18 protein-coding genes and 3 pseudogenes are annotated in these 21,467 nt (G+C 69.1%); 13 read left to right on the forward strand and 8 right to left on the reverse strand.

Annotated elements, in window-relative coordinates; genetic code table 11:
- The coding region (locus ACWD68_RS01370; protein WP_451804413.1) for a DUF3224 domain-containing protein at nucleotides 1–211 on the forward strand (211 nt) is incomplete at its 5' end.
- A gap of 140 nt (nucleotides 212–351) precedes the next feature.
- Nucleotides 352–581: pseudogene (locus ACWD68_RS01375) on the forward strand (NF041680 family putative transposase); the annotation flags it as partial.
- A gap of 345 nt (nucleotides 582–926) precedes the next feature.
- On the opposite strand, the gene ACWD68_RS01380 reads toward ACWD68_RS01375, so the two are convergent.
- Both ACWD68_RS01380 and ACWD68_RS01385 read right to left on the reverse strand, forming a co-directional pair.
- On the reverse strand, nucleotides 927–1,394 hold the full coding sequence (locus ACWD68_RS01380; RefSeq protein ID WP_451804414.1) for a hypothetical protein: 468 nt from the start codon (nucleotides 1,392–1,394) through the stop codon (nucleotides 927–929).
- Between the two features lie 292 nt (nucleotides 1,395–1,686).
- Nucleotides 1,687–3,097, reverse strand: a pseudogene (locus ACWD68_RS01385) (IS1380 family transposase).
- Nucleotides 3,098–3,381: 284 nt separating this feature from the next.
- On the opposite strand from ACWD68_RS01385, the gene ACWD68_RS01390 reads away from it, so the two are divergent.
- Nucleotides 3,382–4,317 (forward strand): DUF5996 family protein, encoded by a 936-nt coding sequence (locus tag ACWD68_RS01390; protein WP_451804415.1) that lies wholly within the window; start codon nucleotides 3,382–3,384, stop codon nucleotides 4,315–4,317.
- 39 nt (nucleotides 4,318–4,356) lie between these two features.
- Here ACWD68_RS01390 and ACWD68_RS01395 read toward each other — a convergent pair whose 3' ends face one another.
- On the reverse strand, nucleotides 4,357–4,830 hold the full coding sequence (locus ACWD68_RS01395; protein WP_355840366.1) for a VOC family protein: 474 nt from the start codon (nucleotides 4,828–4,830) through the stop codon (nucleotides 4,357–4,359).
- A gap of 415 nt (nucleotides 4,831–5,245) precedes the next feature.
- Between ACWD68_RS01395 and ACWD68_RS01400 the strand changes: the two are divergent.
- From ACWD68_RS01400 to kdpA, 7 genes and pseudogenes are all read left to right on the forward strand, one after another.
- Nucleotides 5,246–5,778: pseudogene (locus ACWD68_RS01400) on the forward strand (universal stress protein).
- A gap of 474 nt (nucleotides 5,779–6,252) precedes the next feature.
- Entirely contained in the window at nucleotides 6,253–6,669 is a 417-nt protein-coding gene (locus ACWD68_RS01405) for an SAV_915 family protein (RefSeq protein ID WP_451804416.1), read from the forward strand.
- 9 nt (nucleotides 6,670–6,678) lie between these two features.
- Nucleotides 6,679–8,067, forward strand: a complete 1,389-nt coding sequence (gene lysA, locus ACWD68_RS01410; protein ID WP_451804417.1) for a diaminopimelate decarboxylase — start codon at nucleotides 6,679–6,681, stop codon at nucleotides 8,065–8,067.
- 136 nt (nucleotides 8,068–8,203) lie between these two features.
- The gene (gene kdpF / locus ACWD68_RS01415) at nucleotides 8,204–8,293 is read left to right on the forward strand and encodes a K(+)-transporting ATPase subunit F (protein WP_451804418.1); all 90 of its coding nucleotides are present in this window, start codon (nucleotides 8,204–8,206) and stop codon (nucleotides 8,291–8,293) included.
- Nucleotides 8,293–10,461, forward strand: a complete 2,169-nt coding sequence (gene kdpB, locus ACWD68_RS01420; RefSeq protein ID WP_451804419.1) for a potassium-transporting ATPase subunit KdpB — start codon at nucleotides 8,293–8,295, stop codon at nucleotides 10,459–10,461. The genes kdpF and kdpB overlap by 1 nt, the downstream gene beginning before the upstream one ends.
- 2 nt (nucleotides 10,462–10,463) lie before the next feature.
- Entirely contained in the window at nucleotides 10,464–11,324 is an 861-nt protein-coding gene (locus tag ACWD68_RS01425; protein WP_451804420.1) for a potassium-transporting ATPase subunit C, read from the forward strand.
- 2 nt (nucleotides 11,325–11,326) lie between these two features.
- Nucleotides 11,327–12,976, forward strand: a complete 1,650-nt coding sequence (gene kdpA / locus ACWD68_RS01430; protein ID WP_451804421.1) for a potassium-transporting ATPase subunit KdpA — start codon at nucleotides 11,327–11,329, stop codon at nucleotides 12,974–12,976.
- 27 nt (nucleotides 12,977–13,003) lie between these two features.
- On the opposite strand, the gene ACWD68_RS01435 is transcribed toward kdpA, so the two are convergent.
- Complete coding sequence (locus tag ACWD68_RS01435) at nucleotides 13,004–14,818, reverse strand: APC family permease (protein WP_451804422.1); 1,815 nt, start codon at nucleotides 14,816–14,818, stop codon at nucleotides 13,004–13,006.
- Nucleotides 14,819–15,302: 484 nt separating this feature from the next.
- On the opposite strand from ACWD68_RS01435, the gene ACWD68_RS01440 reads away from it, so the two are divergent.
- On the forward strand, nucleotides 15,303–16,382 hold the full coding sequence (locus ACWD68_RS01440) for a lytic polysaccharide monooxygenase auxiliary activity family 9 protein (protein WP_451804423.1): 1,080 nt from the start codon (nucleotides 15,303–15,305) through the stop codon (nucleotides 16,380–16,382).
- A gap of 348 nt (nucleotides 16,383–16,730) precedes the next feature.
- On the opposite strand, the gene ACWD68_RS01445 is transcribed toward ACWD68_RS01440, so the two are convergent.
- Complete coding sequence (locus ACWD68_RS01445) at nucleotides 16,731–17,396, reverse strand: epimerase (RefSeq protein ID WP_451804424.1); 666 nt, start codon at nucleotides 17,394–17,396, stop codon at nucleotides 16,731–16,733.
- A 37-nt stretch (nucleotides 17,397–17,433) separates the two neighbouring features.
- Nucleotides 17,434–17,988: a TetR/AcrR family transcriptional regulator gene (locus tag ACWD68_RS01450; protein ID WP_451804425.1), complete on the reverse strand. Its 555-nt coding sequence runs from the start codon at nucleotides 17,986–17,988 to the stop codon at nucleotides 17,434–17,436.
- 103 nt (nucleotides 17,989–18,091) lie between these two features.
- On the opposite strand from ACWD68_RS01450, the gene ACWD68_RS01455 reads away from it, so the two are divergent.
- Nucleotides 18,092–19,048: an SDR family NAD(P)-dependent oxidoreductase gene (locus ACWD68_RS01455; RefSeq protein WP_451804426.1), complete on the forward strand. Its 957-nt coding sequence runs from the start codon at nucleotides 18,092–18,094 to the stop codon at nucleotides 19,046–19,048.
- Between the two features lie 158 nt (nucleotides 19,049–19,206).
- Here the strand turns inward: ACWD68_RS01455 and ACWD68_RS01460 are convergent, their stop codons facing one another.
- Together ACWD68_RS01460 and ACWD68_RS01465 are read right to left on the reverse strand one after the other, a co-directional pair.
- On the reverse strand, nucleotides 19,207–19,329 hold the full coding sequence (locus ACWD68_RS01460) for a three-helix bundle dimerization domain-containing protein (RefSeq protein WP_451804672.1): 123 nt from the start codon (nucleotides 19,327–19,329) through the stop codon (nucleotides 19,207–19,209).
- Between the two features lie 115 nt (nucleotides 19,330–19,444).
- Nucleotides 19,445–19,840 (reverse strand): luciferase domain-containing protein, encoded by a 396-nt coding sequence (locus tag ACWD68_RS01465; protein WP_451804427.1) that lies wholly within the window; start codon nucleotides 19,838–19,840, stop codon nucleotides 19,445–19,447.
- A gap of 240 nt (nucleotides 19,841–20,080) precedes the next feature.
- Between ACWD68_RS01465 and ACWD68_RS01470 the strand changes: the two genes are divergently transcribed.
- Nucleotides 20,081–21,202 carry a PP2C family protein-serine/threonine phosphatase gene (locus tag ACWD68_RS01470; RefSeq protein WP_451804428.1) on the forward strand — a complete coding sequence of 374 codons (1,122 nt, stop codon included), beginning with the start codon at nucleotides 20,081–20,083 and terminating at the stop codon, nucleotides 21,200–21,202.
- Nucleotides 21,203–21,467 lie beyond the last annotated feature (265 nt).

The raw sequence follows: 21,467 nt of genomic DNA on the forward strand, positions 1-21,467 counted from the left end.
GGAGTCGTTCGAAGGCTCGCTGCACGGGCGGGAGGGTTCCTTCAACTTCGTGCACTCGGCGACAACGTCCGGCAGCGACCGCACTGCGGAGTTCTTCACCATCGTGCCCTCAAGCGGAACCGGCGAGCTGACTGGCATCTCCGGTGCCGGAGGGATGGCCGTTGACGCTGACGGCACGCATCGCATCTGGTTCGACTACCAGCTCGACTAAACGGCGGACTCTGGACCGGAGTTGTTCCGAGACGAGATCCGCCGACTGAACCGCCTCAGCATTGTGCCCTTCTTGTCAGCCTCGAACTGTGTCCCGAACACGATCACCCGTACGGTGATTCCGGAGACGTGAACACGGCCGACGGGCCGGTGACGACGCCGGTGGACCTGATGCTGCTGGCCCAGCACCACTGTGGGCACGGCGCGCAATACGACGCCCTCAAACGTCGCCAGGTCGACGCCGGGTGCCTGCGGCGGGCCTGGCCGCCCCACTGCCGCAGCCCAAAGCGGCCGCCGGCCGGCTCGTCCTGGCCGTGGACGTGAGCAACTGGTTTCGGCCGGACACTCCGTGCAGCTCGGGGCGGCTGTTCTGAACTCACAGTGGCTCTTCCCCGGCCGCCAGCCGGGACAGCCGATGAACCCGGTCAGCTGAACCCGGTCAGCCTGCAAGTCCCTCTGCGTGAGATCGGCGTTCCTCCGCAACGCGGCAGGACCTCCCCAATCCGACAGCTCGTCCTCCAAGCCCCGGCCCCCATCCTCGCGAAGGCACTCGGCTATCACGACAAGACCACCACCCGGCTGGTCACCGAAGCCGGCGGCACCTGGAGCGGATACGCCCCCGTGACCACACACGGTGACGCCGCTACCGACCTCACCGAGGAATACACGACACCTCAACGTGCGCGCCGACAAGTCTGCCGACCCCGTCTTGTGGATCAATGAATCTGGACAGCGGCGGCGGTGATGAAGGCGTTGAGGACGCCCTGCAGCTCTTGTTCGCGTTCAGCCAGCTCGGTTTTCGTTGATGCCCTGCGGATTGGGCCGATGGCGTCGAAGGCCGATGCAGCAAGTGCGACGAGCGTGTCGTCTTCGGCTAGGAGCCGCACCCGGAACTGGGCATTCTCTGTGGCGGCGCCAAGTCGGTCGCACTCGGTGAAGGCGTGTCGCGTTTCGGGGCTGTCTGCATCTCTCTGCAGACGGAACCAAAGGGCAACTGTCCCTTGCTTGAGTGCCGTTACGGTTCCCGCGTAGGCGCTGTAAGTCGTCAGACGTTCCTGGCGCAGTTGCAGGGAGCGGGCGAAGACCTCCGCTTGCACACTGGAACGGCGCTGGAAGGTGAAAGTGATGATTGATCCCAACAGGGTTCCAGCCACAGCGATCAAACTGGCCAGCACAACCTCCATAGCGACATCTCAGCACGCAGATGCGTCCCCGCACAGGGCCTAGGCCAGTTCGACAAACCGAAGCGCCTCTACCAGGAGCAACTTCGAGCCGACACCAAGGCCACTCAGCGTCTCTTTAACCTCGATCGTTCATGAGTCCTCGTCGGTTCGCTGACGGGGACTCTGTGCTTGCGAGGTGCGGAATTTCGTGGGCTGGGGCAGGTTGGCGGCCCGGCTGTCGCGTCGGGTAGGCGCCGGGGTTCCACGGCTCCGGGATGTTGCTGTGGCTCGTTGAGACGGTCGGAGTTGCTGGTCACCTGGGGTTCGGCAGGGCTGCGAGTCGCTGGATCGCACGGGTGATCACATCCGTCCAGGACGATCGGGTGGTGAAGCGGAGCCAGCGGCGGCGGCCGGTGGTGACCAGTTGGGCAGCGGCAGAGAGCAGCCGCAGGCGAAGCCGTTTGGGTTCCCAGCGGCGGGTTTCTGCAGTCAGGGCGAGCATCGACATCCAGGCGAGGAGGTCGAGTGCGATCTGGACGATCTCCAGCCGGATCTGGTTCTGCGCGGTGTCGTGCAGGGGCAGATTGCGCAGGCCGGTGTCGCGAGCGTTTCGGATGCGGTCCTCGCAGCGGGCCCGCCTGCGGTGACGCAGTTCGAGGTCGGCGAGCTGGCCGCCTTTGGTGTTGGTCGCGAAGCAAGTCAGCCGCAGTCCGTCGAGGTCGGTGAAGCGCAACTGGGCGCCGGGGTGCGGTCGTTCCTTGCGGACGATCAGCCGCATGCCCTTGGGCCATGTGCTCAGGTCGGGCATGTCGGTGATCTCGGCGACCCAGGCGCCGGGCCGCTCGGTGCCGCCAGCGTCGTAGGCCGGTGTCCACGCCTTCTTCGGGATCTTCAGGACAGCCTGGTGAATGGCGTCGGTGATGGTCATTCCGACGGTGATCGTCATTCCGACGGAGTACGACAGCCACCGGCCCCGACGGGAGAGCCAGTCGAGGAAGGCATGAGTGCCGCCGGCGGAGTCCGTGCGGATCAGCGCCTGCCGACTCCGCCGCAGGTGTTTGGGGAGTTGGTCCAGGGCGAGTTGGGTGGTGGTGATGCGATCGCTCGCGGTGTTGGAGCCTGCGTTGCCGGGCCGCAGCAGCGCAGCCACCGGCTCTCCGGACCCGGCCTGGCCGTGGTCGACGAACGCGACGTGCGGATGATGGCCGAAGGTCTTCTTCCAGGTCGCGGCGGCGTCCTGCTTCCCGGAGTGCGCAAGGACCAGCACGCCGTCGATGTCCACGATCACGTGACCGTCGGCGGCCGGACCGTCCGCACCAGCCAGTCCCCAGACCTGCGACCGTACTTCTGCCCGCGCCGACCGGATCGCGGTGAGTGCCCTCGGGCCGGCTGCGGCAAGGACGTCGATGAGCCGGGAGACCGTGGGGTCGGACGCCACCGGGCCGAACACGTCGGGCTCGGCCCGCAGCATGGCGACATCGGCGAGGCAGTCCCCGCCCGGAGCGACTCCGAGCGCGACATGCAGCAGGACCTTGCCCGGATCGTGCACCGTCCGCGGCTTGCGCCAATGCCGCCGATATCGCGGTGTCCAGACCGGACTTGCGGACCGTCTCGACCAGCAGCACGGCCCCGGCGTGCGAGACCACCCCGCTGCCACCGCCTTCGACGCGGACACGCGGGTACAACCCGATACGCTTACTCACCTGGAGAGTGATTCTTCCCATGCAGCCGGCAGGACCCTAGACAAGTCCCATCGTTGCAGGTCAGGAGTACTCTCCGCTTATTTGATCAAGACAACGAGCATGCTCATGAAAGCGCGAGGCTAACCTCGATCCTTCGTGACGGTCCGCTGGTTTCTCCAGCGGGCCCGGACGACGACGTGACCTGGGCGGCCCGTGCGGCGGCCCCGGGCTGAACCGCTCCCTCGGCAGCGTGCCGGACGTCCCCTGCGGGGTCATGATGAGATTGCCCGGCCGCCGCCGGAGCGCCGGGCGGGAAGGGGCAGACGATGGAGCTGTTCCCGCCGGTGCCGCTGGCGGAGTGGCAGGACACGAAGGAGACGCTGCACCGCTTCGCGCAGATCGTCGGCAAGATCCGCTTGGCCGCGAGCGCCCGGCGCAACCACTGGTGGAACGTCCCCTTCCATGTCACTGGGCACGGCATCACCACCCGTCCGATGGGTCAGGTCGACGGGAATCCGATCTTCACGATCGACTTCGACTTCGTCCACCACCGGCTCGCCGTCATGACACTGGACGGCGAAGAGCGGTCCTTTCCGCTTCCGGGCCAGTCCGTCGCATCCTTCTACGACCAGACCCTGGCCGCTCTGGCCGCGCTGGGCGTCCGGGTGGACATCGCTATTCCCAGGCCCTTCGATCTGCCCGACACCGACCGGCCGTTCGCCAAGGACACCGAGCACGCGACCTACGACCCGGTGGCCGCAAACCGCTACTGGCGGGTGCTGAGCCAGGTGGCGTCCGTGCTGGAGGAGTTCGCGGCGGGCTTCTCGGGAAAGGCCAGCCCGGTGCACCACTTCTGGCACACCTTCGACATCGCCCACAGCCGGTTCTCCGGGCGCCGGGTCGACCAGCCCGGGCAGGTCGACCCCGTCACCCGGGAGGCGTACTCCTTGGAAGTGATCAGCTTCGGCTTCTGGTTCGGCGACGACACCTTCGCCGAGCCCGCGTTCTACTCGTACACCGCCCCCGAGCCCGCCGACCTTGCCGAAGCGCCGCTCAGCCCGGCATCCGCGCAGTGGGTCGCGAGCGGCGACAGCCACCTGGCCGTGCTGCGCTACGACGCGGCCCGCGCCGAGGCCGATCCACGCGCCGCCGTGCTCGCCTTCTACGAAAGCGCCTACCAGGCCGGGGCCGGACGCGCCGGATGGGACATCGCGGCGCTTGCGTGCCCCGGCGGAATCACGGACCCGGTCCGTCGCATCTGACGAATTCAGTCAGCAGTGCAGCGCAGTGCAGTGCAGTGGTCAGGCTTCGGTATTGGTGCGCGCCAGGATGCCCCTGAGCAGGCCCGTGGACTGGCCGACCTCGATGAGGTAGCCATCCGGGTCGCGCATGTAGCAGCGCAGCTCGGCGCGCCGGTCGATGGGCGCGGTGAGGAACTCGGCTCCCTTGGCGCGGGCTGCCGCGTAGAAGCCGTGGATGTCCGCCACCCGTACGTTCAGGAAGCTGGAGACGGTGTGGCGGTCCTCCGGCGGGCGCAGGACGACGTCGGGTTTGTCATCGGTGGGCCCGCCGCCGGGGTTCATGATGATCCAGCTGTTGGCGACCTTGATGATGCAGGGGTTCTCCTCCAGCACCACCTGCCCGCCCAGCACATCGGCATAGAACGCCCGCGAGCGAGGGACGTCGCCAACCGTGAGGAAGTGCGTGAGCAGCAGACCCTCGGCCGGTGCGGGAAGGTCGTCGGCTGAGGCGCCGGCGGCGATGAAATCGGACATATGCCGAGCGTATGGCGCGCATGGCCGTGCGGCATTCTCAGCCCGGGCGCTTCTGCACCTGGGAAGTGCCTCCGGATGGCGCGGGAACAAGACCTCGACAATCCTCATTTTCGCTGGCCAGAGGGGTTCTTCTGTTGACATGATCACGTGCTGGACACCGAGCCGCGCGAAAGCCCGAGGTAAACAGGCATCACGCAACGCTGGAGATCAACACGGCCAGGGGCGATGTCTGCGCCACTGCGACACGCATTGATCTGCTTCCGACGCAACGCCTGGCTGTGAGCGACGTCAGAGACGCGCTATGAACCGGTCCATCGATGTCAGGCGTACGCCAACAGAGCAGTCGGCTGACCTCGTCCGGCGCTTCGATGGGAGACCAGCGACTGTGAGGGCGTAGGCCAAGGGGTGGGCGACTATGGGTGATGGCGGGCGACGGCGCGTGGTGGTCGGAGTGAGCGGTTCACTGGGGAGCCTGGCGGCTCTGCACAGGGCGGTGGGCGAGGCCCGTCGAATCGATGCCGAGTTGCTGGCCGTGCTGGCTTGGGAACCGCCAGGTGGTGAAATCTCCCATGGGCGATCCATCTTTCCGCCGTCGGCGGCCGACCTGCGGCGGGATGCGGGCAAACGACTGCTCGCCTCTCTCGACACAGCCTTGGTGACGCGGGACCCGGGGTTCCGTTCCAGGGCCTGGTCGTACGGGGCACGGCGGGGCGTGCGCTGGTCGAGACCGCCGAACGGGCCGAGGACCTCCTGGTGATCGGCGCGGGATCTCGGGGCGCGATGCGCGCTCTGTTCCCGTCGGTCGGCCGGTATTGCGTCGCCCACGCCGCCTGCCCCGTGCTGGCGGTACCGCCCTCTCCTCTGCGGAACGAACTCGTCTCCATGCACCGCCGTATCAGCCTGCGACGGTCGCTCGATGCCCGGGAGCTGACGGACGGCAGGTCCTGACCACCCGGGGCATGTCGGCGACTGAGAGCGCGATACCTGTGTCGGGCGAACCGTCCTCCGATGCACAGGAGGGCCATGGGCGCCGCCGGATGCCGCCCAGCGCCCCGGACGGCATGTCCGGCGGTTCGATCCCACTGCGCTGCGGACCACCGCGGCGGGTCCGCTGCCGAGCTGCGGCGCGTCAGGGCTCCCTGCACAACGTCCGGATCCACCATTTCGTACGCCCTCGCCTCAGGCCGCTCCGTCCTTCCCGTCATCGGTCGAAGCAGACAGCGGCGCGGCTTCGGCCGATGACTCTGCCGCGGCGCTGACCTGGTGTCCCTGTGGCCGTCAGTGGCGCGTCATAGGTGCCAGGTTTCCCGTCAAGCATCCGTCAGCGAGGGGCCCGGTCCTGGTGGGGCGGGCATAGCTTCGTCGACGCGCCCGGCCGATCCGACCGGGCGGCGCACGTCGCCTTCTTCGAGGAGCAGCACCATGTCTCCAGTCGACCATTCCGAGGACCCCGAGCCTTCTGAACGCTTCCCGGCCGGACTTCTCTTCGTCCCTGTCCGGTCGGGGCCCGCCGGCTGTACGGCCCGGTTCTTCCGCACCCCCCTGGGCGGCCGTACGGCCGTCGGCTTCACCTCGGCGGCGAAGCTCACCGCCACGCTGGGCACCGAGCAGGCCGCCATCCGGCTCTCCGAACCCGCGCTGCGCACGCTCACCGCGCCCTTGGGCGTCACCGCCCTCACCGTCGACCCGCAGCTCTCCGCCCCCGCGGCCAGCCGCACCACGGCCGCGGTCCGTGAGCGCGAGAACTCCTGGCACCGCCGGCATCCCGAGCACGCCGGCGCCCTGCGGGTGACCGGTGCCGCCACCGTCGCCGCGTGCCTGAACCTGCTGATCGGCTGAGGAGACACCATGTCCATCCAGGACGCCCCCCTTCGGGACCTGCACCTTCGGGAACTGCCTCGCCCCCTGGGCACCGTCGCCGGTGCCGACGCCAGAGACGCCGACGGCCTGTCCATCTGGCCCCGCTCCGCCCTCCCCGAAGCCCACGGTGACGTCTCCGTGGGCGGGGTCTCCCTCACCGAGGCCGCCGACCGCTTCGGCACCCCCGTGTACGTCCTCGACGAGCAGGAGGTCCGCGAGCGCTGCCGCACGTACCGCAGGGCGTTCCCCGAGGCCGACGTCGTCTACGCGGCCAAAGCGTTCCTGTCCCGGGCGATGGCGCACTGGATGCAGGAGGAGGGCCTCGGCCTCGACGTCTGCTCCGCCGGGGAACTCACGCTCGCCGTCACCACGGGCTTCCCGCCCGAGAGGATCGTGATGCACGGCAACGCCAAGAGCCCGGAGGACCTGCGCACCGCCCTGCGCCTCGGCGTCGGACGCATCGTCGTGGACAGCACCTCGGAGATCACCCGGCTGTCGGCCATCACCCCCTCCGGCACCCGCCAGAAGGTCTTGGTGCGGGTGGTGCCCGGCATCGCTGCCGGCGGTCACGTCAAGGTGCGTACCGGCACCGACGACCAGAAGTTCGGCCTGTCGATCACGGACGGGTCCGCGCAGCACGCCGTCACTCGGATACTCGACCAGCCGCACCTCGAACTCGTCGGGCTGCACTGCCACATCGGCTCGCAGATCGCCTCCGTGAAGCCGTACGTCGGCACCGTGCGCCGCATGGTCGGACTGCTGGCCCGGATCCGCGACCAGCACGGCGTCGCCCTCCCTCAGCTGAACATCGGCGGCGGTCACGCCATCGCCTACCGACCCGGCGAGGGGAGCCTGAGCGTCGGCGTCCTCGCCGGCCGGGTCCGTGCCGAACTCGAGGATGGCTGTGCTCGCGCCGGGCTGCCCGTGCCCCGGCTCACCCTCGAACCCGGGCGGGCGATCGTCGGCCCGGCCGGAGTCGCCGTCTACCGGGTCCTGGCCGTCAAGCGCACCGGCGCGCACACCTTCGTCGCCGTCGACGGCGGCATGAGCGACAACCCGAGGCCCGCGCTTTACGGAGTGCGGTACGCGCCCCGACTGATCGGCCGCAAGTCCAGCGCCCCGCCCCGCCTCGTCGCGGTCGTGGGCCGACACTGCGAGGCGGGCGACATCCTCGCCGACGAGGTGGCGCTCCCCGGCGACGTACACCCCGGAGATCTCTTGGCCGTCCCCGCGGCCGGCGCCTACCACCTCTCCATGGCGTCCGGTTACAACCTCGTCGGCCGGCCACCGGTGGTCGCGGTCTCCGACGGCATCGCCCGCGTCCTGGTACGCCGCGAGTCGCTGGACGACATGAGCCGCCGCGACGTCGGGCTCTAGTCCTCTGCTCCAAATCCGGTCCTCCGCCAGGGCTCTTGCCCGGCGGAGGCCGCACTGTGGCGACCACTCGGCACGCACGCCCGAAAGATCACGAAGATCCCCGCACCAACCGCTCACCCATGAGGACGAGGTCTCGATGACCGTCGAAAACAGCGTCGGCCTGCTCGTGGCCGTCGCCCTGCTCGCCTACCTGATCGTCGCCCTGATCAAGCCGGAGAAGTTCTGATGTCCGCCCCCGCCCAGACCCTGCCCGCTCCCGTGCCGGACTCCCCTCCTCCCGGAACCGAGCGACCGCCGCGCCGAGTCGGCGCCGGAATGCTCGATCCGACGCAGTTGTGGCGCGCGCTCCCGCAGGCGTTCACCAAGCTGAATCCGGTGGCCCTGTTCCGGAACCCGGTCATGTTCGTGACCGAGGTCGGTGCCGCGCTGACCACGGGGATCGCGGTGGTCCACCCCAGCCTCTTCGGGTGGCTGATCACCGGCTGGCTGTGGCTGACGGTGATCTTCGCCAACCTCGCCGAGGCCGTGGCGGAGAGCCGTGGCAAGGCGCAGGCCGCCTCGCTGCGCAAAACCCGGCAGCAGACCACCGCATGGCGGCTCGCGGGCTGGGAGCCCGGCGCCGCGGGCGACTCGTACGTCGAAGAGGCCGTCGCCGCCTCCGAGCTCCGGCGCGGCGACCTCGTGTCCGTAACGGCCGGGGAACTGATCCCCGGTGACGGCGACGTCATCGAGGGCGCCGCGAGCGTGGACGAGTCGGCGATCACCGGTGAGTCGGCGCCGGTCATCCGCGAGTCGGGCGGCGACCGCAGCGCGGTCACCGGTGGCACCCGGGTGCTCTCCGACCATCTCGTCGTGCGCATCACCCAGGAGCCCGGGGAAAGCTTCCTGGACCGGATGATCGCCCTGGTCGAGGGTGCCAACCGGCAGAAGACCCCCAACGAGCTGGCCCTCAACCTGCTGCTGGTCATGCTGACCTTCGTCTTCCTGGTCGCGGTCGTGACTCTGCAGCCGATGGCGATCTTCTCCAAGGACGCGATGGCCGCCGCACACGACACCGCGGCGCTCGACGCGAACGGCGTGACCGCCATCGTGCTGGTCTCGCTCCTGGTCTGTCTGATCCCGACGACAATCGGCGCGCTGCTCTCGGCGATCGGCATCGCGGGCATGGACCGGCTGGTCCAGAGGAACGTACTGGCCATGTCCGGACGGGCCGTCGAGGCTGCCGGTGACGTCAACACCCTGCTGCTCGACAAGACGGGCACGATCACCTTCGGCAATCGGCGGGCGAGCGCGTTCCTCCCTGTCGGGACGGTCCCGATGGACCGGCTGGCACAGGCCGCGCTCCTGTCCAGCTTGGCCGACGAGACGCCCGAAGGCCGTTCCATCGTCGAATTCGCCTACGAGAAGCACGAGTTGACCAAGCGGGTCGCGAACGGCGCCGAGTGGGTGCCGTTCACCGCCGCCACCCGCATGTCCGGAGTCGACCTTCCCAGCGGGCAGAGACTGCGCAAAGGCGCGGCGGCATCGGTCGCGGCGTGGGTACACGAACAGGACGGCGAGGTCCCGCCCGCACTGGAGGCGACCGTCCAGCAGGTCTCCGCGTCCGGCGGTACACCGCTGGTCGTGGCGCAGTCCACGAGCGATGGCCGGGCCGAAGTCCTCGGCGTCGTCCACCTCAAGGATGTCGTGAAGCCCGGCCTGCGTGAACGCTTCGACGAGCTGCGCCGGATGGGCATCCGCACGGTGATGATCACCGGCGACAACCCGGTGACCGCGAAGGCGATCGCCGAGGAGGCGGGTGTCGACGACTTCCTGGCCGAGGCCACCCCCGAGGACAAGCTGGAGCTGATCAAGCGGGAGCAGGCGGGCGGTCACCTCATCGCGATGACCGGCGACGGGACGAACGACGCCCCGGCCCTCGCCCAGGCGGACGTCGGCGTGGCGATGAACACCGGTACGTCGGCCGCCAAGGAGGCCGGCAACATGGTCGACCTCGACTCCGACCCGACGAAGATCATCGAGATTGTCGAGATCGGCAAGCAACTCCTCATCACACGCGGCGCGTTGACGACGTTCTCGATCGCCAACGACATCGCCAAGTACTTCGCGATCCTGCCCGCCATGTTCGCCGCCGTGTATCCGGGGCTCGACCGCCTCAACATCATGGACCTGCACTCGCCGCTGTCCGCGATCCTCTCGGCGGTCGTCTTCAACGCCGTGATCATCGTGGCGCTGATCCCGCTCGCCCTGCGCGGTGTGCGCTACCGGCCGTCCTCCGCCTCCGCCCTGCTCACTCGCAACCTGTGGATCTACGGGCTCGGCGGCATCGTCGCGCCCTTCCTCGCCATCAAGTTCATCGACTTCGCCCTCGTCCAGTTCATCCCGGGGATCTGACCATGACACGCATCCCGCACTGGCTCGCCCAGCACCTCGCGGCGCTACGGGTGGTCATCGTGCTGACCCTTCTGACGGGCCTGGCCTATCCGCTGGCCATGACGGCCTTCGCCCAAGCCCCCGGGCTCGACGGCACTTCGGAGGTGACCGGCGCCGACGGCAAGGACGCCGGCTCCTCCCTGATCGGCCAGTCCTTCACCGACGCCAAGGGCAACCCGCTCAGGCGGTACTTCCAGTCCCGGCCCTCCAACGCCGGTACGGGATACGACGCCACCGCGTCCGGGGCCGGTAACCAGGGCCCTGAATCCGTTGTCGACACCAAAGACAAGCCGAGTCTGCTCACCCTCGTGTGCGGGCGCAGCAAGTCGGTCGGCGAGCTCGAAGGCGTCGACGGCTCCCGCCCGTTCTGTACGCCGGACGGCGTGGGGGCGGTCCTCGGCGTCTTCCACGCCGACGGTACGAGCGGCAGGGTTACCCGGGCCGTGAGCCTCAACCAGGCTTGCCCGGCGAAGCCGTTCCTCGCCACGCACGAGGGAGTGCGCGTCATGTGCGCCGAGCCCGGCGCGGACTACAGCCGCGCCGTGACCCTCCCCATACGCGGGGACGCACCGGCCGACCCGGTCGTGCCCGCCGATGCCGTGACGGCCAGCGCCAGCGGGCTCGACCCGGACATCAGCCCGGCGTACGCGAGGCTCCAGGCACCTCGGGTCGCGCGTGAGCGCGGCACGAGCACGGCCGACGTACGCAAGCTGATCGCGGAGTACACCACCGGCCGGACGCTCGGCGTTCTCGGCGAGCCGGGCGTCAATGTCGTCAAGCTGAACATCGCGCTCGACCGCGCCTACCCCCAGCAGGGAGCCTGATCATGGCGGCCTGGATCCAGGCATCACTCGTCCTCGCCGTGGTGGTGGGGCTGCATGTCCCGCTCGGTGACTACATGGCCCGAGCCCTCGACGGCGGAAAGCACTGGCGCGGGGAGAAGACCCTCTACCGGGTGTGCGGTATCGACCCGGACAAGGAGCAGACCTGGCGGCACTACCTGACCGCCCTGCTCGCCTTCTCCGTCATGAGCGTCGCGGCGCTCTTCACCCTCTTCACCCTTCAGGGCAGGTTGCCCTGGTCGACGGGTCACGAGGGCATGCCGTGGCGGCTCGCGCTGCACACCGCCGTCTCCTTCACGACCAACACCAGCTGGCAGAACTACGCCGGTGAGTCGACCACCGGGCACCTCGCCGTCATGACGGGTCTGGGCGTCCAGGCGTTCGCCTCGGCGGCGGTCGGCATCTGCGTGGCACTCGCCCTGGTCAGGGGTCTGGTCCGGCGCAGCACCGACGACCTCGGCAACTTCTGGGTCGACCTCCTCCGTACGATCGTCCGCCTCCTGCTCCCGATGGCGGTCGTCGGCGGTCTGATCCTGATGGCGGGCGGTGTGATCCAGAGCCTCGGCGCCGGCCACACCATCACCACGGTCGCGGGCGCCCAGCAGACGATCCTCGACGGACCGGTCGGATCCTGGGAGCCGGTCAAGCTGTTCACGGGTGACGGCGGCGGAGTCTTCAACGCCAACAGCGCCCATCCCTTCGAGAACCCGAGTGCCTGGACCAATGCCTTCGAGATCGTGCTGATGCTGCTCATCCCCACGGCCTGTATCCGCATGTTCGGCCGGCTGATCGGCAGCCTGAAGCAGAGCTGGACCCTGCTGACGGTCGTCGGCATCCTCTTCGGCCTGCTCCTCGCGGCCGGAACGCTGGCCCAGTCCGCGCACACCGGCACGGTCACCCAGGCGGTCGGCGGTCAGTACGAGGGCACGGAGACCCGCTTCGGCATCCCCGGCTCGACGCTGTTCGGCGTGGGAGCCACGGGCTCGGCCGACGGCGCGGCCAACGCCTCGTACGACAGCTTCTCCAGCCTCGGCGGCGGGGTGCTGCTGTCCGCCATGATGCTCGGCGAGATCGCGCCCGGCGGCACCGGCAGCGGACTGTACGGCCTGATCGTGGTGGTGCTGGTGGCCGTCTTCATCGGGGGTCTGATGGTCGGCCGCACGCCCGAGTACCTGCGCAAGCGGATCGGGTTCGGGGAGATGCGCTGGGTCGTGGTGTACGCGCTGATCCCACCCACCGTCATCCTGGCGTGCACAGGCATCGCGCTCGCCTTCGGCGACGGGCAGACCTCGATGGGCAACCCGGGGGCGCACGGCCTGACGGAGCTGATCTACGCCTACACCAGCAACACCAACAGCAACGGCAGCGCGATGGCGGGCTTCAACGGGGCCACCGATTTCCACAATCTGCTGATGGTGGTCGCGATGCTGGCAGGGCGGTATCTGCCGATGATCGCCGTGCTGGCCCTGGCCGGTCGACTCGCCAAGCAGCAGCCGGGCGTCGCCACGGTCGGCACGCTGCGCGCCCAGGGCGTCAACTTCGTCGTCCTCGCCACGGCCGCGGCCGTCATCCTGGCGCTGCTCAACTTCCTTCCGGCACTGTCCCTCGGCACCATCGCCGACGGACTCCTGTAACCCCGTACCGGCTGAGCTCCCGGACTGTCACAGGCTCAGCCGGTACGGCACCACGCACACGACGACATCGGTACGGGCCCGCAGCGCGGCCGCGAGCAGCAGGCCGCGCTGGTTCTGCAGGATCTGGTAGCGGCGGTGCCGGGGCTCCACCTCCGGGATGAGGACGGCGATCTGACGTCCCCCCTGCGCCGCCCGCTGGACGTAGTCGACGATCGGCTGCACCAGCGATCGTTGTGGGCTGTCGATGACGTCCAGTCGTACGCCCGGGTCCCAGCGGGCCCAACTCTCCTGTAGTGAGCGGGCCTTGGCCGGATCGCCCTGCACAGCGACCGCGACGACCTCGTGGCCGAGGGCGCGTGCCGCCGTGAGTGCGAGCTGGGTGACCTTGCTGACCTCGCCGACCGGCACGATGACCAGGGAGTCGGTGAGACCCACCGGTGGCGGAACCTCGCCGAGCCCCAATTCGCGGCCGACCGCCGTGTAGTACCGCTGAACGCGGGAGAACAGCAGCATCAGCAACGGAATGGCGACCACCACCACCCAGGCCCCCTCCAGGAACTTGGTGGCCAGCAGAACCAGGCCGGCCACGGTGGTCAGCACCGCGCCGACGCCGTTCAGCACCGCGCGCCGCAGCCAGCCGGGCGGCCGCTGCCCCGCCCAATGCCGTACGAGTCCGATCTGGCTGATGGTGAAGCCGATGAACACGCCGATCGCGAAGAGCGGGATCATGCGGTGAGTGTCGGCGTCGACGGCGATCAGGAGGAGTGCCGCGAGGAGGGCGAGGGCCACCACTCCCCAGCGGTAGACGGGGCGTTCCCTGCGCAGGCCGAACAGGTGCGGCAGCCTGTGGTCCTTGGCGAGCAGGCTCATGAGGACGGGCAGACCGCCGAAGCTGGTGTTCGCTGCGAAGGCGAGCGCCAGGGTGACGATCAGGTTCGTGGCGTAGTATGGCCACCCCGTCCCGAACGAGCCCGCGGTGAGCTGCGCGAGTACGGTCACGCCCCCGCGCGGGGCCACATGGTCGCGCCGGATCAGCACGGCCAGGCCGACCAGCATGGTCCCGAGCAGTGCGCCCAGCATCAGCTCGGTGCGCTGCGCCCGCTTCACGCGCGGCTTGCGGAACGAGGGCACACCGTTGGCGATGGCCTCCACTCCGGTCAGCGCGGAGCAGCCGGAGGAGAACGCCTTCAGGAGCAGCAGCAGTCCCAGCGTCTCCGTGGCGTGGACGGGTTGGGCGGTTCCGACGACCGCCGCGGGGTGGGCGCGCGCCAGTCCGAGGACGATGATGCCGAGGATGCTCACGATGAACAGCACGGTGGGCAGCATCAGCACCCGCGCGCTCTCGGCCACACCCCGCAGATTCACCGCCGTGAGCAGGGCGAGCCCGACGAGACAGATCTCGAGCAGATAGGGGCCGAGCGAGGGGAAGGCGGAGGCGAGACTCGCCGCGCCCGCCGCCAGACTGACGGTCACCGTCAGCACATAGTCGACGACGAGACTGGCCGCCGCGAGGTAGCTCGTCCTGGGACCCAAGTCCTTCTTCGCCACCGCGTAGGCGCCGCCGCCGTCCGGGTGAACGGCGATGACCTGTCCATACGACACTACGAGCACCGCCAGCAGCGCGGCGATGACGAGTGTCACCGGCAGCGTTGCCGTCAGCGCGGCCGTCCCGGCGGTGATCAGGACGAGCACGATCGCCTCGGGCCCGTACGCCACCGAGCTCAACGCGTCCAGGGACAGCGCGGCCAGCCCTTCGAGGCTGGTCAGGTGGTGCCGGTCGCCTTCCCCCGGCCGCAACGGGACTCTCGGCCGCAGTTCGCGGCGGGCCAGACCGTACGCCATGGATGACCTCGCGGTGCAGGGGGTGGGCGCTGTTCGAGGCCAGTGTGACCGGCTCACCGCGGCGCGACGCGGCAAGGACACGGCACGGCAAGAGGCTCTGGCACAACTTCTGTCAGTCGGCGACAGAGCGTCACAAGGGGCGGCCCGCTCACCTTCGACTGCACCCCGATCGACCGGTTCGGACTCCTACCGCAGCCGGCATTCCGATCCGTGAGGTCCCGCCGGGGCGCCACACGACGACCGCGTGTCCGTTCGCCGTAGCCGTTTGAGAGTGGGACATGACGTCACGGGTCTGGGGGCGAAACGCCCGTACCGCTGGCGTACGAGCTTTTGACAAGAGGTGCTCGCATTCGACCAGGTGTCACACGAATGGGCCACCGTAGCTTGCGTCGAGCGGGTCGACGCTTGGAAATGTATATCTATGTGGCATATGCGAGTCTCGCGGTGATATCCGCAGGACGCATTCTCCAGGAAGAGGGACATCATGAGCGGTCGCTTCCAGAACTCGGCCCCATCCGACCTTCGCGCCGACGTCAGACACCGCGCTGACGGCCCGCACACGATGCGCGGCATCAGCCTGCGGTGGCAGATCGGCGCCAACAATCCCGAGCAGGGGACGTGGCCTCCCCCGGAGGACTGGAACGACGGCCAGGCACCCTACCCGCACGTCTACGAGGTGTGGATCAACGGCGAGGCCCGGCAGACCGTCTTCCTCTACTGGCCCGCCTGGGACTGGACACCGTCCAACTCCCATTGGGTGGACCTGGGCGAGGAGCCGGACAGCGAGTACAGCGTGAAGATCCGCGCCAAGGTGGACGGCCAGTTCACGCCGTTCACCAATGAGGTGACCGTGAGTCCGGAGAGTTCCCGGCCCTGGTCGTCCCCGCAACAGCCACGGCAGGCCCCCCAGGGCAGGGACGCGGCACCGCGGCACGGCACCGTCAACCACCCGCGCAGCCGCGCGGCCGCCGCCATTCGGGACGAGGATCCCGCGAAGGTCTGCGTCGAGGCCCGCAACCTGAACACCAGCACCGTCTGGCAGGAGGTGGTGCCGGGCGCCGACCGGATGCTCGCCGACTACCCGTGGAACAACGACCTGAAGTACCTGGAGCACCGCAAGTTCTTCCAGGGCAGCACCGTCCCGTCGACGGGCAACCCAGCCTTCCGGGGTCTGGACCTGGCGCCGGACTCCACACTGGGAGAGTGGCCCCTGACGGAGCTGGACACCTCCGCCCCCAGCCAGACCTTCACCTACGACTACACGGCCTACCACACGGCGGAGACCTGGTCCCACCGGTGGTTCATCACCCGTGAGGGCTGGGACCCGACCGGGGGCCTGAGCTGGGAGGACCTGGAACCCATCCCCTTCCTGGTCGAGGTCCAGGGCTCGCACAGGGAAGAAGAATCCGACAAGTGGGAGTTCGCGACCTTCCCGCGGCGGACCGGCAGGGCAGCAGTCGTGCACATCTGGGGCGGCCACGGCGGCCCTGACACCCCGGACGGCGGTAACGGCGGTAAGACGGGCGAGTTCTTCGCGTCCACCTGCGACGTGCTGCTGCGTTGACCCGAAGGCACTGCCGTCTGAACTCGGCTGTTCTCGAGCCGCTCGGGAGCGGTTGACGAGATCCCGTCCGATCACTTCGACCGGACGGGATCTCGGGGTTCCGGGGGTCTTGTTGATGTGACCTTCGGTGACGCGAGCGTCAGGCCAGAAGCCTCGCTTGCGCAAGAGCGGGAATCCGGCACGACCGAACATTTACCGCTTCAGCATTTTGATCCGGTTTCCTGCCCCTTCGACGGGACCGGAGTTCCAGTCGGTTGTCAGCCCTGCGGTCACTGCCGCGACGAAGAGCCGCCGCTCCCAGGCACGGGCTGCGCCGGAACCTCCGTGTGAAGAGGTGTCACGAGGGCTTTATGCGCCGAGCCGGTTGATCTCCCCGCTGTCCAGGACGCGCGGGCACTGCACACCGGGCCGGGTGACCGCCAGCATCGCGCGGCCGAGGTGCTCGGTGGTCGTGGTGTGGGAGGGGGCGATGCGGCGGAGAACGGGGTAGAGCCAGGACGAGAGGGTGTACATGACGCGGTAGAGGCGGGTCTTGGAGACGGCGCCGTGCAGAGGCTGGATGTAGCCCGGGCGGAACATGTACGCGTTCATCGGCATCGCCAACAGGGCGTTCTCGGTACGGCCCTTGACCCGGGCCCACATCGTGCGGCCGCGTTCCGTGCTGTCGGTGCCCTCGCCGGAGACGTACGTGAAGGTGATGCCGGGGTTGTGCTCGCCGACGGCACGGGCCGCGGCGAGGGCGAAGTCGTAGGTGATCCGGGTGTATTCGGCCTCGGAGCGGCCCGCGGCGGAGACGCCGAGGCAGTAGAAGCAGGCGTCCAGGTCACTGAGGTGCGGGGCGAGGTCGGACAGGTCGGCGAAGTCCTGGTGGGCGACTTCGCGGAGCTTGGGATGGCTGACGCCGAGCGGGCTGCGGCTCACCACCAGGACTCCGGTGACCGAGGGGTCCAGGAGGCAGGCGCGCAGGACGCCGTGCCCGACCATGCCGGACGCGCCGAAGACAACGATGTTCAAGTGGGCCTCCAGGGAAGGGAGTCGGGGTGCTGAGGCGTCAGCCGCGCAGGATCGCGGTGGCGGCGGCGACAACGGTGGCGCGGCGGCGTTCGCGGTCGGTGTCCGAGCCCGGAGCGGGGACGAGAGGGGTGTTGCTGAGTGACAGCAGGATCATGAGGTCGAGCAGTTCCTCGGCGGGCAGCGTTGTGGGCAGCCGTCCGTCCTGCTGGGCCTGGGCGATCTTCGCGCGCTTGTCCAGGTGGCTGTCGACAACCGCCTGGGGCAGGGTGTGCTCGGTCCGTTCCAGCTGCCGCCAGGCGGCCAGGCGTACGACCTTGGGCCGTGCCTCGTAGTAGTCATACAGAAGCCCTACGTAACCGGACAGATCGGATGGATCCAGCGGGACGGCGTCGACGATCTCGGTGACCAGCCGGCTGTAGACGGTGTCGAACAGGTCGACCTTGCTGCCGAAGTAGCGGTACAGCAGGGCGTTGTTGACCCCGGCGTTCTTCGTGATGCGGTCGACCCGCGCGCCGGCGATGCCGTACTGGGCGAACTCCTCGGTGGCGGCCTCGAGGATCTTGCGCCGGGTGTCTTCTGCGTTGCGGGCCATGTCTGGACTCTAAGTAAGTAGGTGCCCACTTGCAAAGCCAGGCGGCCCGCCCTACCGTCGATATGTAGGTAACCACCTACTTTCATGGTCAGGAGATCCCCTCATGCCCGCATCTCAGACTCCCCGCACCTTCGGGGCGAGCACCACCGCAGCCGAGGTCATCGACGGCGTCGACCTGCACGGCCGCCGGGCCGTGGTGACCGGAGCCAGTTCCGGTATCGGCGTGGAGACGGCCCGGGCTCTTGCCGCGGCGGGCGCCGACGTGACGCTGGCCGTGCGCAACGCCGACACGGGGGCCCGCGTCGCGGCGAAGCTGGAAGCCGAACTGCCACCCTCGGCCGGGAAGCTGACTGTCGGACGACTCGATCTGGCCGACCGGTCGACCGTCGACGCCTTCGTGACCGGCTGGCAGGGCCCCTTGCACATCCTGGTCAACAACGCCGGGCTGATGGCTCCGCCGGAGCTCACCCGCACGCCCGACGGCCGCGAGCTGCAGTTCGCCGTCAACCACCTGGGCCACTTCGCCCTCGCCACCGGTCTGCGCCCGGCACTCGCCTCGGCGGACGGCGCGCGCGTCGTCTCGGTGAGCTCCATCGGGCGCCTCTTCTCCCCCGTCGTCTTCGACGACGTCGACTACCGCTTCCGGCCCTACGACCCCTGGACCTCGTACGGCCAGTCGAAGACCGCCAACGCCCTGTTCGCCGTCGGTGCCGCCGAGTGCTGGGCCGACGACGGCATCACCGCCAACGCCGTGATGCCGGGCAACGTCGGCGAGACGAACCTGTCCCGGACCACGGACATGGAGCAGGTGGGCGCCATGATCGCCGCAGGGGCGTTCGCCCTGCCGCCGGGGAAGACGGTGCCGCAGGGCGCCGCGACCTCGGTACTGCTGGCCGCGTCGCCGACGGTCCAGGGCGTCACCGGCCGCTACTTCGAGGACTGCGCCGAGGCCGAGCCGGTCGCCGAGCGAGGCACCGCGGTCGCCGGCGTGGCCCCGTACGCCCTGGACGCGGGCAACGCGGCACGGCTGTGGGCCATGTCCCAGGGTCTCGTGCGATAGCCCCCGACCCTGCGCGCATGACCTCACGGCACCCGCGAAGCGAGCAGTGGGCCCGGTCGCCTGTGCCATACCGCCGTCCCTGACGGGCCGGGAAGCAGTCCTGCCGTCGAGCCAGGCCCACCCGGCTCCGTCTGGGGCGATGGCGGACGGGGCCGAACTCAGTGATCGGTCGAGACTCTGCCGAGAGCGGCGCGAACCCTGCGTTCGACGAGGACGGGAACGAAGTCGCGTACGGGCCGGTCCTTGAAGGATGCGTGTGCCGCGGCGACAGCAGCCTCGATCTCGGCGGGGGCCGGGTCGCGCCGTACGAGGCGGTGAGGCGTTCGACGAGTGCCCGGATCGCGCCTGCCTCGCGTTCATCGTTCGCCACTGTGCTCCCCTGACCCGGAAAACCGCTCAGCCGCCACCGACATTCTCAAGCGCGAGCACCGCACCGCCATGATCATTACGCGGTGCCTGCGGCGCGCCGACGGAATCCGGCCGCCCCTGGTGTGCCTGGAGGGCCACACTGACCAACGTCATGATCAGATCGACGTCCGCGTCGCGCTCCAGCCGGATGGTGACCCACTGCGAGCCCGGCACGAGCCGGATCACGGTCGAATCCCTCAGGTCACCCTCGAAACGGTGGATCATCCTGGCGGTGAGGTGCAGGTCGACCTGTCGGCCGGAGTGGAAGTGCGCGATCTCGGCTCTGGCCGAGCGCAAGGCGTGGCCGGCGCCGCAGCTGGGCTGGGCCTCCGTGAGGTCCGGCCAGTCCGCGAGCTGCGTCAGGGCACGCGAAGCCGTGGCCATAAGGCCATCAGGTGCGCTCACCAGCAGTCCACCAAGATTTGAGACAGCCGTAACTCGACCAAAGTTCCGGAATGCCCGACTTGCCACGCCCAGCGTTGGAGATGACTTGCCCCTGCCAGCACCAGACGCCGCCGGGTGAGACCAGGCGACCCGGGGTCTCGCGGAGTGCCAGACCGATCTCCCCCGATCCTTGGAGCGGCGCGCACCCCCGTATGCGGAGGTAAGTGGAAGGCTTGCGGCATGGCCCTTCGACCACGGCTGGACTTGCAGCGTTCCTGGCAGCCAGGTCACGCACCCGCACTGGTCGTGATTCCAGTGGGGCTGATCGTCACGGTCTGCGTGGTGGACGTGCTGTCTCCGCCGCACATCCACCTCGGTCCGCTACTGGTGGCAGCGCCCGCGATCACGGTGGCATTCGCCGGAGCCCGCGTCACGGCGCTGATGGGAGCCCTCGCAGTGACGGCCCAGGTGCTGATCGGCGTGATCAGAGGGGTCCTGCCCACCGCCAACGTCCAGGCCCAGATCGCTGCCTTGACCATCGTCTCCATCGTCTGCGTCACCCTCTGCATGGTGCGGGACCGGCGCGAGCGGCAGTTGCGCCAGGTCCGGTCGGTGGCCGCGGCAGCGCAGAGTGTGCTGTTGCAGCCACTGCCCACACAGGTCGGCCCGCTACGGATCGCCGGCCTGTACATCCCTGCCGAGGAAGAGGCCGACCTGGGCGGAGACCTGTACGCGGCCGCACGGACCGCCCACCACAGCACCCGGCTCCTCATCGGCGACGTGCGCGGCAACGGCCTGGCCGCGATCAACAACGCCGCCCTGCTGCTCGGCGCCTTCCGTGCAGCCGCTCATCGGCAGGCCACCCTCCCTCGCCTCGCTGTCCACCTGGACGCCGCGTTCCGCTGGGACACCAGCCAGTGGCGGCCACCGGCGGAACAGGACACCAACGAGGACTTCGCCACCGCCACGCTGCTCGACATCCCCGACCACGATCCAGTCGTCCACCTCATCACCTGCGGCCACCCACCACCGCTCCTCCTTCGCGGGAGTCACCTCACCCCGCTCACGGCGAAGGCCAGCCACCTCCCGATCGGATTCGGCGGGGTCTTCGGCAAAGCCGTCTACGACGTCCAGACCTTCCCCTTCGAGGCCGGCGACCTCCTGCTCCTGTACACGGACGGCGTCATCGAAGCCCGCAACGCCGACGGACTCTTCTACCCCTTCACCGAACGGGCGCCCGAGTGGACCAAGGACGACCCCGACGACCTGCTGCGCCATCTCCAGGACGATCTGCTGGCCCACGTCCACGGACGCCTCAACGACGACGCGGCCGTGGTTGCGATCCGCCGTTTGGCAGTCTGATCCCGGCCACCTGAGCCGACCGCGTAGTCACCAGACTCCGCGCATCCTCAACCCGGGGCCCACGGATCCGGCCAGGACCCTTCGGCCCCCGGCAGTGGTGGCATACGTCCTGCCCCGGCCTTGAGGGCATCGTCGAACGGGGGTGGCAGGCAAGCGCGACGGTGGCCGGTGATTTCACCAGAGGTCACGTTTGTCCCCGTGCACACAACCAGCGACATTCACACTCGGGCGTGTGCTCAGCCATGGCCTGCATGGGTGCCGACTG

Source organism: Streptomyces sp. NPDC005141, from assembly GCF_053599975.1.

Excerpts from the sequence above, each read along its gene's own strand:
- ACWD68_RS01450 (WP_451804425.1), bottom strand. The coding sequence starts at position 17,988 with ATGGCCCGCAACGCAGAAGACACCCGGCGCAAGATCCTCGAGGCCGCC.
- ACWD68_RS01470 (WP_451804428.1), top strand. The coding sequence starts at position 20,081 with ATGGCCCTTCGACCACGGCTGGACTTGCAGCGTTCCTGGCAGCCAGGT.
- ACWD68_RS01465 (WP_451804427.1), bottom strand. The coding sequence starts at position 19,840 with ATGGCCACGGCTTCGCGTGCCCTGACGCAGCTCGCGGACTGGCCGGAC.
- kdpA (WP_451804421.1), top strand. The coding sequence starts at position 11,327 with ATGGCGGCCTGGATCCAGGCATCACTCGTCCTCGCCGTGGTGGTGGGG.
- ACWD68_RS01425 (WP_451804420.1), top strand. The coding sequence starts at position 10,464 with ATGACACGCATCCCGCACTGGCTCGCCCAGCACCTCGCGGCGCTACGG.
- ACWD68_RS01395 (WP_355840366.1), bottom strand. The coding sequence starts at position 4,830 with ATGTCCGATTTCATCGCCGCCGGCGCCTCAGCCGACGACCTTCCCGCA.
- lysA (WP_451804417.1), top strand. The coding sequence starts at position 6,679 with ATGTCCATCCAGGACGCCCCCCTTCGGGACCTGCACCTTCGGGAACTG.
- ACWD68_RS01390 (WP_451804415.1), top strand. The coding sequence starts at position 3,382 with ATGGAGCTGTTCCCGCCGGTGCCGCTGGCGGAGTGGCAGGACACGAAG.
- kdpB (WP_451804419.1), top strand. The coding sequence starts at position 8,293 with ATGTCCGCCCCCGCCCAGACCCTGCCCGCTCCCGTGCCGGACTCCCCT.
- ACWD68_RS01380 (WP_451804414.1), bottom strand. The coding sequence starts at position 1,394 with ATGGAGGTTGTGCTGGCCAGTTTGATCGCTGTGGCTGGAACCCTGTTG.
- ACWD68_RS01455 (WP_451804426.1), top strand. The coding sequence starts at position 18,092 with ATGCCCGCATCTCAGACTCCCCGCACCTTCGGGGCGAGCACCACCGCA.
- ACWD68_RS01435 (WP_451804422.1), bottom strand. The coding sequence starts at position 14,818 with ATGGCGTACGGTCTGGCCCGCCGCGAACTGCGGCCGAGAGTCCCGTTG.
- kdpF (WP_451804418.1), top strand. The coding sequence starts at position 8,204 with ATGACCGTCGAAAACAGCGTCGGCCTGCTCGTGGCCGTCGCCCTGCTC.
- ACWD68_RS01405 (WP_451804416.1), top strand. The coding sequence starts at position 6,253 with ATGTCTCCAGTCGACCATTCCGAGGACCCCGAGCCTTCTGAACGCTTC.
- ACWD68_RS01440 (WP_451804423.1), top strand. The coding sequence starts at position 15,303 with ATGAGCGGTCGCTTCCAGAACTCGGCCCCATCCGACCTTCGCGCCGAC.